The organism is Rhizomicrobium sp. (assembly GCA_037200385.1).
Lineage (GTDB): Bacteria > Pseudomonadota > Alphaproteobacteria > Micropepsales > Micropepsaceae > Rhizomicrobium.
Genome location: JBBCGL010000001.1, coordinates 659698 through 673777 on the forward strand (window position 1 = coordinate 659698; position 14080 = coordinate 673777).

Genomic DNA, 14080 nt, shown 5'->3' on the forward strand with positions numbered 1-14080 from the left:
GCTTCGAAGGGCCCTATGGTCGCGGCCGATTGCGCTTATTCTTTGGCGCGTGCGGGCAATCCGAGCGCGTCGAGCCTGTCGGCCACCGCCTGCAAATCACGCCAGGCCAGTTTCTTATGTGCGGGCTGCCGGAGCAAGTAGGCGGGATGCAGCGTCGGCAGGACGGGAATCATCGCAGTTCCGACGCGGTATTCGAGCCAGCGCCCCCGGAGTTTCATGATTCCCTCGTTCACCCCCAGCACATGCCGCGCCGCGACCGCGCCGAGCAGGATGAGGATCTTCGGCTGCGCCAGCTCGATATGGCGGCGCAGAAAGGGGATGCACATCGCGACTTCGCCGGGATCGGGATTGCGATTGTCCGGCGGCCGCCACGGCATCACGTTGATGATATAGGCGCTGCCGCGGTCGAGCCCGATCGCCGCCATCATGCGGTCGAGCAGTTTGCCGGCGCGGCCGACGAAGGGCAGGCCGGCCGCGTCCTCGTCGCGCCCCGGCGCTTCGCCGACGAACATGATTTGTGACGCGGGATTGCCGTCGGCGAAGACCGTGCTTTTCGCGAGCTTCTTGAGCTGGGAACCCTCGAAGGATTCGAGCGCGGCTTTCAACTCGGCCAGGGAACTCGCGCGCGCCGCGATCTCCAGCGCGGAACCGAAGCCGTCGGTCGCGAGCGGCGGCGTGTTCGCAGGCGTGAGCGCGGCGAGGGGGCGCTTGCCTTCCGCCGGCGCGGGTCTGGCCGCAGGCGCCGCCCGACGTTGCTGCGCTGTGTCGACCTCCTGCCTCGGGGAAGGTGGCGCAGGCCGCGTGACGAAGCGATCGACGGGCGTCTCCACGATGGCTTCGTCGGCGCCAGCCTGGAGGAGCCAGTCGAGGGCGGCGAGAGGGGCGAGGTCGGAGGACGGCATTGGATCAGGATAACATGTGGTGCTCGCAGGGTAGCGGCTCTTTTCCGTCCTCGCGAGCCCGGGAGGAGGGCGAAGCATGGCGGCAATGACGTCGGTTGACCGCGGAATCCCAGCGCCCCATAACCGGTTTACAGGGAATTAGCGGAACTTCGAGTCATGGCCGAGCCAGAGCCCATTCAGCGCGAGAGCATGGAATACGACGTCGTCATCGTCGGCGGCGGGCCGGCCGGCCTCGCGAGCGCGATTCGGCTCAAGCAGATCAACCCCGACATCACCGTCTGCCTGCTCGAGAAGGGCTCGGAGATCGGCGCGCACATCCTGTCGGGCGCGGTGATCGACCCGGTCGGCCTCAACGCGCTGATCCCGGACTGGAAGGAAAAGGGTGCGCCGCTCGATACGCCGGTGAGCGACGACCGCTTCTACATCCTCGGACCGGCGGGCTCGATCCGCATCCCGGATTTCATCTTCCCGCCCTTCATGTCGAACCACGGCAACTACATCGCCAGCCTGTCGAACCTCACCAAATGGCTGGGGGCGCAGGCCGAGGCGCTGGGCGTCGAGATCTATCCGGGCTTTCCGGCGGCCGCGCTGGTGATCGAGAACGGCGTGGTGAAAGGCGTGACGACCGGCGATCTCGGCGTCGCCAAAGACGGCCATCACAAGGACGGCTTCACCCCGGGGATGAACATCCTGGGCAAGTACACCTTGTTTGCGGAAGGCGCGCGCGGCTCGCTGACCAAGCAGCTCCTCAACATCTTCAAGCTCACCGAGGGTCGCGACTTCCAGAAGTTCGGCATCGGCGTCAAGGAATTGTGGGAGCTCGCGCCCGGCAAGCACAAGAAGGGCCTGGTGCTGCACACCGCGGGCTGGCCGCTCGACAACCGCACCGGCGGCGGCGTGTTCATGTATCACTGGGGCGACAATCTGTGCTCCATCGGCTTCGTGGTGCATCTCAACTACTGGAACCCCTACACCTCGCCCTTCGACGAGATGCAGCGGGTCAAGCACCATCATGTGCTCAAGCAATATCTCGAGGGCGGCAAGCGCATCGGCTATGGCGCCCGCGCCATCACCGAAGGCGGGCTGCAATCGGTGCCCAAGCTGGCCTTCCCGGGCGGGGCGCTGGTCGGCTGCGCCGCCGGCTTCGTCAACGTGCCGCGCATCAAGGGCAGCCACAATGCGATCCTCACCGGCATGATGGCGGCAGACGCGGTGGCGGCGGCGCTCAAGGACGGCCGGGCCGGCGACACGGTCGATGCCTATGAAGAGGCCTATCGCGCGAGCGGCGTCTACAAGGACCTCAAACGGGTACGGAACGTTAAGCCCCTGTGGTCCAAATTCGGCACGATCTTCGGCCTGTTGCCCTTGGGCGGTATCGACATGTGGTTCAACCAGCTCTTCGGGTTCTCGCCCTTCGGCACGCTCAAGCACGGCAAGCCGGACTATGCGACGCTGGTGCATGCCTCCAAGGGCAAGAAGATCGCCTATCCCAAGCCGGACGGCGTGATCAGCTTCGACAAATTGTCGTCGGTCTTCCTCTCCAATACCAATCACGAAGAAGACCAGCCGGTTCACCTGAAATTGACCGACCCGAGCATCCCGATAAGGGTAAACCTTCCCGAGTACGACGAGCCGGCGCAGCGTTATTGCCCGGCCGGCGTCTACGAAGTGGTGCAGGAGGCGAGCGGACCGCGCTTCCAGATCAACGCCCAGAACTGCGTGCATTGCAAAACCTGCGACATCAAGGACCCGGCGCAGAACATCAACTGGGTGACGCCGGAAGGCGGGGGCGGACCGAACTACCCCAACATGTGAGGATCTTCGCTTTGCGCATCACCCGGATTGCCGCGTTTGGAATGGCCCTGATGCTGGGGGCGTGCGCGAGCATGGACCGGCCGGCGGCGACGGCCCCGGACGACAATGTCAAAGGCTCGGAGTTCGGCATCTATCTCTCGGCGCGCTTCGCGGCGAGCCAGCACAACATGAAGGACGCCGCGCGCTACTACCGCGAGGCGCTCGCCAACGATCCGACCAACCCCGACCTGCTGGCCCTGTCGTTCTTCTTCGCGACCTCGGCCGGCGATATCGACAATGCGGCGAAGCTGGCGGAGAAGGTCGTCGTCACACAGCCCGACGACCGGGCCGGCCGGCTGACCCTCGCGGTGCGGGCGCTCAAGCATCGTGACTATGCCGAAGCCCGCAAGCAGATCGGCCTTTCGGCGAAGGGCCCGTTCGCGGCCATCACCGTTTCGCTGATCGATGCCTGGGCGGCGGCGGGAACGGGCGACAAGGCGGCGGCGATCGCCGATCTCGGGGCTTTGCGCGCGCAGGGCGCCGCCGATGCGCTGGCCATGTTCCATCTCGCGCTGCTGGCGGATTTCACCGGCGACGCCAAGCTGGCCGACGCCTCCTATCTGGCGACGCTGCAGAGCGGGCCGACGCCGCGCGTGGTCGATGCCTATGGCCGCTTCCTGGAGCGCAACGGCCGCGCCGCGGACGCCGCGGCGTTCTACGGCAAGATCGCGGGCGACGGCGCCATGAAGCCGATCGCGCTGGCGGGGCTGGCGCGCATCAAGGCCGGCCGCAAGCCGCAGGGCCTGATCACCCGCGCCGAGGACGGGGCGGCGGAGGCGCTGTTCGGCGTCGCGGCCTCGCTCAACGACCAGGCGAGCGCGGATGTCTCCATCCTCTATTTGCGGCTGGCGCTCTATCTGCGGCCGGGGCTCGACCTGGGCGCCGTGCTGCTCGCCGACCGGCTCGAGAATCTGCAGAAATACGACGAGGCGATCGCCGCCTATGGCACGGTCGAGAAGTCCTCGCCCTATTATCGCATGGCGGCGGTGGAGATCGCGATCGACGAGGCGCGCCTGGCGCGCAACGACGAGGCCATCGCGCATCTGAAGCTGCTGACGGACAGCGACCCCACCGACGGGGAGGCGTGGATCGCACTGGGCGATACCTATCGCGCCACGGACAAGTTCGCCGAAGCCTCCGACGCCTACAATCATGCGCTGGCCCTGCGCGGGAACGCCAAGCCGAACGACTGGCCGCTCTATTTCGCGCGCGCGGTGGCGGAGCAGGGCGTGAAGAACTGGAGCGCGGCCGAAGCCGATCTCAAGCAGGCGCTGCTGCTGTCGCCGAACGAGCCGACGCTGCTGAACTATCTGGGCTACACCTGGGTCGACCAGAACCGCAACATCCCCGAGGCGCTGGCGATGCTGGAGAAGGCGCGGGCGCTGCGGCCGACCGACGGCTATATCGTCGACAGCGTGGGCTGGGCCTATTACAAGCTCGGACGCTATGGCGAAGCGGCGAAGGCGCTGGAGAACGCCGTCGAGCTGGTGCCGGGCGATCCCACGATCAACGATCATCTGGGCGACGCCTATTGGCGGGTGGGACGCAAGCTGGACGCCCAGTTCCAGTGGAACCACGCATTGGCCTTCGGTGCCGCCGATGCCGACAAAGCGACGATCGAGAAGAAGCTGAAGGACGGTCTGGATGACGGTCCCAAGCCGAATTAGCGGCTTCGCGCCGGCCAAGATCAATCTCTACCTGCATGTCGGAGACAAGCGTGCCGACGGCTATCACGAACTCGAAAGCCTGGTCACGTTCGCCGAGGTGGCGGATACATTGGTGTTCGAACCGGCCGATACGCTGTCGCTCGAAGTCACCGGACCGTTCGGTGCCGCGCTGACGGCCGAGGGTGACAATCTCATCCTGCGCGCCGCACGCGCCCTGGCGCTGCAGGAGCGCTGCGATCGCGGCGCAAAGATCACGCTGACCAAGAACCTTCCCGTCGCGTCGGGAATCGGCGGCGGCTCGGCCGATGCGGCGGCGACGCTGCGCGGACTGGTGCGCCTGTGGGACATCGAGATCGGCGCCTATGGCCTCGGCGGCATCGCGGAGGCGCTCGGCTCCGACGTGCCGGTCTGCCTCGAGAGCCGTACCTCCTGGATGGAAGGGCGCGGCGAGATCGTGACGCGGAGCAAAGCCATCCCGCACGCCCGGCTCGTGCTGGTCAATCCGGGGGTCGCGGTGCCGACCGCCGCGGTGTTCCGCGGGCTCAAGACGCGAACCGGCGTCGGCATGCGCGAGGGCCGCATCCCGTGGGACCCCGATGCCTGGTCGGTGGCGGAATATCTGCGGTCCACCACGAACGATCTCGAAGCGCCGGCGCTCGAGATCGCGCCCGTGATCGGCGACGTCCTGGCGGCGCTGCGCGCCCAGCCCGGCGTGTTGCTGGCGCGGATGAGCGGCAGCGGCGCGACCTGCTTCGCATTGTTCGACGGCGAGGCGTCCGGGCCGCTTGCCGCCGAAGCGATCGCGCAGGCGCATCCCGAATGGTGGGTGCAGTCGACTCGCGTGCTCGTGTAGGGGACGGCTACCGCGCCTTGGCTTGGCGCAGGTCGGTCGCGACGTCGGCGACCTTGCTTTCCAGCGGCGTCGAGGCCAGCACCGCATCGGTGTGCAGTCGCCCGATCAGGAAGTCGCGCAGCTCCGGGCCGGCGAGGATGCGGCCTTGCGCCACCTTCACGGTCAGCGGATTGACCTGCTCGTTGTGGATCAGGATCTCGTAGTGCAGATGCGGCCCAGTCGAGACGCCGGTGTTGCCGCTATAGGCCACGATCTCGCCCTGGTGCACATGGCTGCCGGGATGGATGCCGGGCGCGAAGCGCGACAGATGGCCGTAGGCGAAACCATAGCCGTTGCCCATGTCGAGCTTCATGTAATTGCCGTAGCCGCCGGCATGGCCCGCGACCTTCACCGTGGCGTTGCCCGCGGCCATCACCGGCGTGCCGATCGGCACCGCGAAGTCGATGCCCTTGTGCATGCGGGTGTAGCCCAGCACGGGATGGAAGCGCATGCCGAAGCCGGACGTGATGCGCGCTCCGTCGACCGGCGTCTTCATCAGCATGCCTTTCACGCTCTCGCCATGTGCGTCGAAATAATCGGCCGGCGCGTTGGGATCGGGCTGGTAACGGTAGAGCGCGTATTCGCGGCCCTTGGTCCGCATCACGGCGTAATCGATATTGCCGTCGCGCGCCGGCTGGCCGTCCGGCGTGTAGTAGTAGCTGTAATAGACCTCGAAGGAATCGCCCGGCCGCAGGTCGCGCTGGAAGTCGACCTTGTAGGAGAAGATCTTGATCATCGACACCACGACGTCGGTCGGGATGCCCGCCTGGGTCGCCGCGAGATAGAGCGAGGAATCGATCGTCGCGCCGGCGCGATGGACGTGCTGCTCGAGCTTCTTGACCGCATCCGTCGCCGCAAAGCTGCCGTCGGCCTGGCGCGCGACATTGATGTCGTGCTCGACCGAGGGCGAGAAGGCGATCGACAGCAGGCGGCCCAGCGGCGTCGCCACCGGCGTCACGTCATTGGTGTCGGCGCCGTCCTCGTCGATCCCTGCTGTGTTCGCCTCGGCTGGGCCGCTTGGCGCGGGCGCCGCGGCCTCGGGCGCCGTCTCGAATGAGATCGTGAAGCTCTGTCCCGCCCGCGCATCGCGCAGGTCGTAGACCTTGCCCAGCGCGAGGATCGCGGCGTTGGCATCGGCGCTCGGCACGCCGGTATCCTCGAGCACGCCGGCCAGCGTGTCGCCGGAATCCAGCGTCAGCGTCCGCGTCTCGATTCCCGGCGTCGCATTGCCGTTGTCGCCGGCTTCCTCGTCGGCCAAAGCGTGATCGAGCTGCGCGGGCGGCGGCACCGCGGCGCGCGTGGCATCGCTGTGGCCGCCCATCAGATTGCTGCCGGCCTGGACGAGTTGCGTGAAGAGGCGATAGGGCAGGAAGGTGGTCGAGGCGTCCTGCGTCTTGGTGTGGAGCGGCGGCATGGCGCTCGCGGCGAGCCAGGCCATCGAGCCGGCGACGAGGCCGGTGATCGTGGTGGAGACGACGGCCCAGCGTCCATCGGTGGTCGAAAGGGCGGCGGCGGCCGTGTCCAACGAACGGCGCAGGCGCGTCGCAGCGTCAAGTCGTTCCACGTCGGCTCCTGTCGTTCAGTGCTGATGCGTGAGGGCCGCATCAACCCCAGCCCAGTGTTCTGCCCCAGCCGAAGCGTTCCTCGAATCGCACCATGGCGCGAGCCGCGAGACCGGCGTGCGGGGGCATATAGCCTTGCTGACAATAGGGCCGTCAACCCTTGCAATCCGGTTAACGCGGCATTGACCAAACCGCGCGCAGTCGCGGAACTTTTGCGCCGGTATGCCTGCGCGCCGGCGCGGCCGGATCCAGGAACGCGTCATGCGCCTCCTGCGGTGATGCCGGAACGAACTGCGAGGTGCGCCTGCTGCCGATCGATGCAGGTCGGCAAAGAAAGTGGCCCGCGGTGTCGCCACCGCGGGCCGTCGTCCAACTGCCAGCGGGGGCTTACAGACGGACGAGAAGCGCTTCGGCGATCCGGCCATGGACCCAGCCGATGGCGCGGGCAATGTGCAGGACCAGGAAGAACACCAGGATGCCGCAGAGCGCGAGCACGAGCAGGCCCGGCGCGGTGTGCAGCAGGTGCGCCAGGACCGGCGCGCCGTCGACGTGGATATGGGATTCGCCGGTGATCAGGCTGTAGATCGAAAGCCCGGTGATGCCGATCGAGGAGGCGAGACCGACGACCGCGATCACGCAGTAGACGACGCCGAGCGGCAGCATCAGCAGCATGTAGAACAGCGACGACCAGGTGCGCAGGTCGGTGAAGACCTCGCGGATCTTGGCGAACAGCGTATCGTCGGGCGACGGCGGGGAGGGCAGGCGGCGCGGCATGCGCACGCCGAGCAGCGCCTCGACGATGCGGCCCTCGACATGGCTGATGACGCGGATCGACGCGACGAACAGCAGGAAGAAGGGCACGCCGATGATCAGGACGGCGAAGGAAAGCGACAGCGAGATGCCGACCACCGACCAGACGAAGTAGAAGATGCCCGTCGCGAGCGACAGCAGCATATAGAGCAGGGCGCCATAGGTGCGCGGATCGGAGACGACGTTGAAGAATCCGAAATGCCGCTCGTCGCCCTGGCTCTCGGGCTGCGGGAAGGGCGTGGCGATCGTGTGTTCCATGTCGCGGTACTCCTCGGCGATCTCTGCGGGCGTGCCGTAAGTCTCGACCACGCCGGCCAGGATCTGCTGTTCGCTGAGATCGGGGTTCTGCGCGATCTCGCTGTTGAGATGGTCCTCGCAGTCGGCCAGCGCATCGCTGATCAGGCCGGCGGGCGCCCCTTTGAGGGCACGCCGCAGCTGCGAGAGATAGGCGGTGACCGTGTCAGGCGGCGGCGCCGGCATGACCATCGGGTGTCGCTCCAGGGGTGGTGCCCGCCTGCAGGGCATCGTCGACGAACTCGCGCATGTCGCGCCAGGCGAATTGCCATTCGGCGAGGGCTTTGCGGCCGTCGTCGGTGATGTCGTAGTAGCGCCGCGGCGGTCCGAAGGCCGACGCCTCGACCCGGCTGTGCAGCAGCCCGGTGGCGTTCAGCGAGCGCAGGACGGGATAGATCGCGCCCTGCTTGAAGATCAGTCCGCCTTCGCCTTCGGCCTTCACGGCTTTGGCGATTTCGTATCCGTACATTTCGCGTCCCGCGCGGGCGAGTACCGCCAGCAGGACGAGCGATGAGAGCCCGGCCATGAGTTCTTTTCGGAATTTGCGCGTGTATTGGGATTCTTCGGTCACAACGCGCTCGTCTCCGCCTCCATTGCTATTACGAAGTCCTATCTAGCATGAACTTCGCACTATGCAAGAGTGAACTGTACTGGACTCCAAGATAATTCGATTCGGCTGCAGTTTTGCTGACAGTTGGCAGATTTCATGAGTTTCTGACTGACCGATCGGCAAGAGACTAGGCGAAAATCGCGGACAGGCGATATGCATCTGAAATTCCTATTCATTTTGGGGTGCATGCGGCCCCCGCCCTTGGCATGCGCGAAAGTGAACTCCCCTTGTCATCCCCGGCCGAACGCCGCGCAGCGGCGTGAGGGGACTGCCTAGCGGCAGCGTAGGCAGGACCCAGGCGCCAAAGATCGCGACGGTATTTCCGACCTGGGTCCCCTTCCTCTCGCACTCGCTTCGCTCGCGTTCGGCCGGGGATGACAAGGGGTGTTGATACAACGCCTTTATTTCAACCGAAGCCTTGAAGCCTCGAACGGACAGGACAATATCGCCGAGCGTAGTTTCGCTCCTGCGAAACAGAAGGCGGCATACCCCTCGATTTTTCGAAGCGTTCAAATACCGGAAAATCGCGTTTCTATCGCGTCGCAACAATAACAATTATATTGCCGAAACTATCATAACCATATGAATATAAATGATTATCTCGCGCGCATCGGTCTCGCCGCTCCGCCGCCGGCAACCCTGGCTGGTCTGCGCACCCTGCACGCCGCCCATCTCCTTGCGATCCCCTACGAGAATATCGACGTCCAGTTGGGACGCCCCCTCACCATCGAGCGGCCGGCGATCTTCGAGAAGATCGTCACCCGGGGCAGGGGCGGCTGGTGCTACGAGATGAACGGCCTGCTCGGCTGGGCGTTGGGCGAGCTCGGCTTCGACGCCACCCGCGCCACCGGCGCCGTGGTCCGCGAGATGAAGGGCGAGATGGCCGAGGGCAATCATCTCGTGCTGCGCGTCGCGCTGCCGGAAGGAATCTATCTCGCCGATGTCGGCTTCGGAGACGGCCCGCGCGATCCCATCCCCGTCGCCGTCGGCGCCTTCGAGAGCCAGGGCTTCCACTACGGCCTGTCGCGCGTCGACGACACCTGGTGGCGCTTCGCCAACGACCCGCGGGGCGGCGCGCCGAGCTTCGACTTCAACCTCGCGCCGGCCGACGAGCGCCGGCTCGCCGAGCGCTGCGAGTTCCTCCAGACCTCGCCGCAATCGCCCTTCGTGCAGAACCTCGTCGCCCAGCGCCACACGCCCCAGGGCCTGACGATCCTCCGTGGACGGACGGTACGCTATCTGACTCCCACTGCGACGCGCGAGCACGTGATCGGCAGCGCCGACGAGTTGCTCGCGACCCTCAAGACCGAGTTCGCGCTGGATGTTCCCGAGGTCGCGACGCTATGGCCGAAGATCGTCGAGCGGCATGAAGATGTGCTGAAGCAGAAGCGCGACGCAGCGGCGTCGCAAACTTGAACCCAAAACGTGTCATGGCCCGCAACAGCGGGCCATCCAGGTGACGCAGCGACGATCGTCATCGATTGCGCTCGACGCCCAACGGGATGGCCCGCTGTTGCGGGCCATGACGGCAATGGTGCGCAGCCACCGCTCTAATTGTTCGCCAGGATCACGTTCCGCACGATCGGATAGATCTGCGTCTGCCAGCGCGTGCCGGAGAACACGCCGTAATGCCCGACGCCGGGCTGCACATAGTGCTTGCGGCGGAACGGCTTGATCGCGGTGCACAGGTCGTGCGCCGCCACGGTCTGCCCGACCGAGCAGATGTCGTCGCGCTCGCCTTCGACCGTCAGCAGCGCGGTCTTGCGGATCGCCGCCGGCTCGACGCGCCGGCCGCGATATTCGAAGATCCCGCGCGGCAGGTGGAATTCCTGGAACACCTTGCGCACGGTCTCCAGGTAGAACTCCGCCGGCAGGTCGGAGACCGAGAAATACTCGTCGTAGAATTTGCGGTTGGCGTCGGCCTTGGCGTCCTCGCCCTTGCGGATGTGGTCGAACAGGTCGGCATGGGCGCGGACGTGGCGCGGCAGGTTCATCGACATGAAGGCCGCGACCTGCACGAAGCCGGGATAGACCCGGCGATGCGCCCCGGCATAGCGCCCCGGCACGCTCGAGATCAGGTTCTTCTCGAACCATTCGATCGGATGCTCGGTCGCAAGCTGGTTCACGGTCGTCGGGCTGACGCGGGTGTCCACCGGCCCGGCCATCAGCGTCATGCTGCGCGGCTGGCAGGGATGATCGTCCTGCGCCATCACCGCGACGGTGGCGAGCAGGGCCGCACAGGGCTGGCACACCGCCACGACATGCGCGCCGGGCCCGATCTGCTCGAAGAACCTGATCGTGTGCTCGATATATTCGTCGACCCCGAAGCGGCCCGCCGCCAGCGGCACGTCGCGCGCATTCTTCCAGTCGGTGATGTAGACGTCGTGGTCGGGCAGCATGGTCTGCGCCGTGTGGCGCAGCAGCGTCGGGAAATGTCCCGCCATCGGCGCCACGATCAGGACCCGCGGCTGCTCGATATTGGTTTCCTTCTTGAAGCGGACGAGGCTGGCGAACGGCGTCTCGTAGGCCGCAACCTCGGCCACCGGGACCTCGCGGCCCTCGAGCATCACGCTGTCGATCTCGTAGCTCGGCCGCTCATGGGTCAGATGGGCGCGGTTGACGATCTCCGCCGCCGCCGAGATCGATTTCATGACGTAGTTGGCGCTGGGCCCGGCGCAGGTGTCGCGGAAGGCGGCGCTGGTCAGCCCCGCCCAGGCCCGCAGGGGCGCGAAGAAATCCGACTGGGCCTGATAGGCGTCGTACAGCATCAAACTCGAAACGCCCCTGGAGCCCGCGCCGCGCCCGCTTGTGCGGTGCGGCAATATTCTGACGATTTCACGCCGAGCCCACGAAAAATGCTAGTGCATTTTATGCTGCACTGCGAAATAATTGGTTACGGTTGCAAGCGGAAGACGCGTCGCCATGGCCAAGCCCCTTCTGACGATCTCGAGCCGGAACTACTCCTCCTGGTCGCTGCGCGGCTGGCTGCTCTGCCGCATGGCGGGGCTGGATTTCGAGGAAAAGCTGCTGTCCAGCGACGATCCCGACGCCCGCGCCGAATTGTTGCTGCTGTCGCCGTCCTTCCTGGTGCCGTGCCTGACCGATGCCGGCGTGAAGGTCTGGGACACGCTGGCCATCGCTGAGTATTTGTACGAGGTCCACCCGAAGAGCGGTTTGCTGCCCAAGGATATCAAGGCGCGCACCCATTGCCGCGCGGTCTCGGGCGAGATGCATTCGGGATTCGCCAATCTGCGCTCGGCGCTGCCGATGAACCTCAAGGCGGACTATCCCGATTTCAAGATCTGGGCCGGGGCGCAGGCCGACATCGACCGCGTGGTGCAGATCTGGCGCGAATGCCTCAAGACCTATGACGGTCCCTATCTCTTCGGCGACAAGCCGACCGTGGCCGATGCGATGTATGCGCCGGTCTGCACCCGCTTCACGACCTATCACGTGAAGCTCGACCGCCTCAGCGCCGACTATTGCGAGACGATCCTCAATCTCCCCGACATGCTCGAATGGATCGAAGCCGCCAAGTCCGAGCCGGACGCGGTGGAAGAGCTGGAAGCGGAGTTCTGAGGCAAGCACGAGGCATGTCACGCCCGCGCAAGCGGGCATCGCCAAGCTAAGCCCCGCTTTCGTTCGCCTTGGTCTGGAGCTGGACGTAGTTCTGGATGCCCATCTGCTCGATCAGGCGCAATTGCGTCTGCAGATAGTCGATGTGCTCCTCCTCGCTTTCGAGGATGTGCACGAACAGTTCGCGGCTGCCGAAGTCGCGGCTGTTCTCGCAGTGCACGATGGCGAGCTTGAGGTCGGGATAGGCGATCATCTCCAGCGACAGGTCGCAGGTGATCACCTCCTTGACGTTCTCGCCGATCATCAGCTTGCCGAGATCCTGCAGATTGGGCAGGCCGCCGAGGAACAGGATGCGCTTGATCAGCCTGTCGGCATGCTTCATCTCGTCGATAGATTCTTCGTATTCGTGCTTGGCGAGCTGCGACAGGCCCCAATCGGCCAGCATGCGCGAATGCAGGAAATACTGATTGATCGCCGTGAGCTCGTTCTTGAGCACGACATTGAGCCAGCGCAGGGTCTCGGGATCGCCCGCAACGCCGGCATGCGGCTCGGGGCCGGGCGCGGTTACTCCGCCGCTACCAGGAGGTGGGGACGGGCGTCCGCGCCGTCCAGCATTTTTTCGATTGTCGTCTGGCATCGGCCGCAGTTCTTTCTCACGTTGCAGTAAGAATAGACGTCGTCGGAAGACTCCGCACCCTGCGCGATCGCGCCGCGAATCTTCGCATCGTTCAGCCTATTGCAGACGCAGACGATCATCCAGAAAGGGCCTCAGCCGGTCGCCCCCAGATATGGTGCGACTGAGAATGATTGTCAACTGGGCACCGATTGACCAGCCCGGCTGGCAGGCTGCTGTCAAAATGGTAGTATTTATTCCAAGGGAGCATAACCGTGGACCGGTTGGCGGCCATCGAGATCTTCGTTCGGGTGATCGACAGCGGCTCCTTCTCCGCCGCAGCGAAAAGCCAGGGCGTCAAGCAGCCCGCCGTGTCCAAGGCCATCGCCCAGCTCGAAGACTGGCTGGGCGTACGCCTGCTGCTTCGATCGACTCGCAGCCTGAGCCCGACCGAGGCCGGCCGGGACTTCTACAACCACGCCAAGCGGACGGTGGAAGAAGCCGACGAAGCGGTGCGGGCGGCGCGCGGAGGCGTGGCCGGTCTGTGCGGGCGTTTGCGGGTGTCGGCGCCGGTCTGCTTCGCCCGGCTTCATCTCGTCCCGCAGCTTCCGCGCTTCCTGGCCAAGCATCCGGATCTCGACCTCCATCTCATGCTCGACGAGCGCAGCATCGACCTGGTGGACGAGGGGATCGACGTCGCGCTGCGCATGGGAGCCATGCCGGATTCGTCCATGGTGGCGCGCAAGATCGGCGAGGCGCGGCGCTTGGTGATCGCCACGCCCGCTTATCTCCAGCGCCACGGGACGCCGACCTCTCCCGGCGATCTCCAAGCCCATCAAGTGGTGATCTACACCCATGATGGCGTCGGGGAGACATGTACGTTCCGGCAAGGGACGTCCGAGATGACCGTGACCCCGCGCGGCCGGGTCAGCATCACGGCGTCGGAGGGTGTGCGGGCGGCCATCCTGGCGGACATGGGCCTGACGATCGCGTCGGAATGGTCCTTCACGCCGGAGCTCGTCTCCGGCGCGGTCGTCTCCGTCCTGCAGGATTGGGCGCTTGCGCCGGTCGCGCTTTCCGCCGTCTTCCCGACCGGCCGGCTGGTCAGTGCCAAGGTTCGCGAATTCATCGCCTTCGTCGAAACCTGCCTGGAGCCTCCGAACGGCGAACGGATTGCCTGAACCCAAGTCGGGCTGTCTTTCGTCATTCATGCCGATTTGGAATGAGCTTTAGTCCGGCTTACCGACTAGTTCCGATGCCCACACCGCCCATCTTCACCTCAGCGATCGCAACCCTGCGA

At 65.6% G+C, this 14080-nt stretch carries 12 protein-coding genes; 6 read left to right on the plus strand and 6 right to left on the minus strand.

What is annotated here, in order from left to right; translation table 11 throughout:
• Positions 1-35: 35 nt before the first annotated feature.
• Positions 36-902 (minus strand): uracil-DNA glycosylase, encoded by an 867-nt coding sequence (locus WDM91_03045; protein ID MEI9993547.1) that lies wholly within the window; start codon positions 900-902, stop codon positions 36-38.
• Between the two features lie 156 nt (positions 903-1058).
• Here WDM91_03045 and WDM91_03050 point away from each other — a divergent pair, with 156 nt between their 5' ends.
• From WDM91_03050 to WDM91_03060, 3 genes are read left to right on the plus strand one after another with little or no spacing between them, the layout of a single operon-like run.
• Positions 1059-2717, plus strand: a complete 1659-nt coding sequence (locus WDM91_03050) for an electron transfer flavoprotein-ubiquinone oxidoreductase (GenBank protein ID MEI9993548.1) — start codon at positions 1059-1061, stop codon at positions 2715-2717.
• A gap of 50 nt (positions 2718-2767) precedes the next feature.
• The gene (locus WDM91_03055; protein ID MEI9993549.1) at positions 2768-4423 is read left to right on the plus strand and encodes a tetratricopeptide repeat protein; all 1656 of its coding nucleotides are present in this window, start codon (positions 2768-2770) and stop codon (positions 4421-4423) included.
• The gene (locus tag WDM91_03060; GenBank protein ID MEI9993550.1) at positions 4401-5276 is read left to right on the plus strand and encodes a 4-(cytidine 5'-diphospho)-2-C-methyl-D-erythritol kinase; all 876 of its coding nucleotides are present in this window, start codon (positions 4401-4403) and stop codon (positions 5274-5276) included. Before WDM91_03055 ends, WDM91_03060 begins: the two co-directional genes overlap by 23 nt.
• Before the next feature lie 7 nt (positions 5277-5283).
• Here the strand turns inward: WDM91_03060 and WDM91_03065 are convergent, their stop codons facing one another.
• From WDM91_03065 to WDM91_03075, 3 genes are all read right to left on the minus strand, one after another.
• Positions 5284-6879 carry a peptidoglycan DD-metalloendopeptidase family protein gene (locus tag WDM91_03065; GenBank protein MEI9993551.1) on the minus strand — a complete coding sequence of 532 codons (1596 nt, stop codon included), beginning with the start codon at positions 6877-6879 and terminating at the stop codon, positions 5284-5286.
• Between the two features lie 385 nt (positions 6880-7264).
• Positions 7265-8173: a sensor domain-containing protein gene (locus WDM91_03070; protein MEI9993552.1), complete on the minus strand. Its 909-nt coding sequence runs from the start codon at positions 8171-8173 to the stop codon at positions 7265-7267.
• Entirely contained in the window at positions 8148-8507 is a 360-nt protein-coding gene (locus WDM91_03075; GenBank protein ID MEI9993553.1) for a PadR family transcriptional regulator, read from the minus strand. The genes WDM91_03070 and WDM91_03075 overlap by 26 nt, the downstream gene beginning before the upstream one ends.
• A 666-nt stretch (positions 8508-9173) precedes the next feature.
• Between WDM91_03075 and WDM91_03080 the strand changes: the two genes are divergently transcribed.
• Positions 9174-10007 (plus strand): arylamine N-acetyltransferase, encoded by an 834-nt coding sequence (locus WDM91_03080; protein MEI9993554.1) that lies wholly within the window; start codon positions 9174-9176, stop codon positions 10005-10007.
• A gap of 134 nt (positions 10008-10141) precedes the next feature.
• On the opposite strand, the gene phaZ is transcribed toward WDM91_03080, so the two are convergent.
• On the minus strand, positions 10142-11359 hold the full coding sequence (gene phaZ, locus WDM91_03085) for a polyhydroxyalkanoate depolymerase (protein ID MEI9993555.1): 1218 nt from the start codon (positions 11357-11359) through the stop codon (positions 10142-10144).
• A gap of 154 nt (positions 11360-11513) precedes the next feature.
• Between phaZ and WDM91_03090 the strand changes: the two genes are divergently transcribed.
• A complete protein-coding gene (locus WDM91_03090) occupies positions 11514-12170 on the plus strand; it encodes a glutathione S-transferase family protein (GenBank protein ID MEI9993556.1) in 657 nt (218 codons plus the stop codon).
• Between the two features lie 46 nt (positions 12171-12216).
• Here WDM91_03090 and bfr read toward each other — a convergent pair whose 3' ends face one another.
• Positions 12217-12804 carry a bacterioferritin gene (bfr, locus tag WDM91_03095; GenBank protein MEI9993557.1) on the minus strand — a complete coding sequence of 196 codons (588 nt, stop codon included), beginning with the start codon at positions 12802-12804 and terminating at the stop codon, positions 12217-12219.
• A gap of 251 nt (positions 12805-13055) precedes the next feature.
• Between bfr and WDM91_03100 the strand changes: the two genes are divergently transcribed.
• Entirely contained in the window at positions 13056-13961 is a 906-nt protein-coding gene (locus tag WDM91_03100) for a LysR family transcriptional regulator (GenBank protein ID MEI9993558.1), read from the plus strand.
• The last annotated feature ends 119 nt before the right edge of the window (positions 13962-14080 follow it).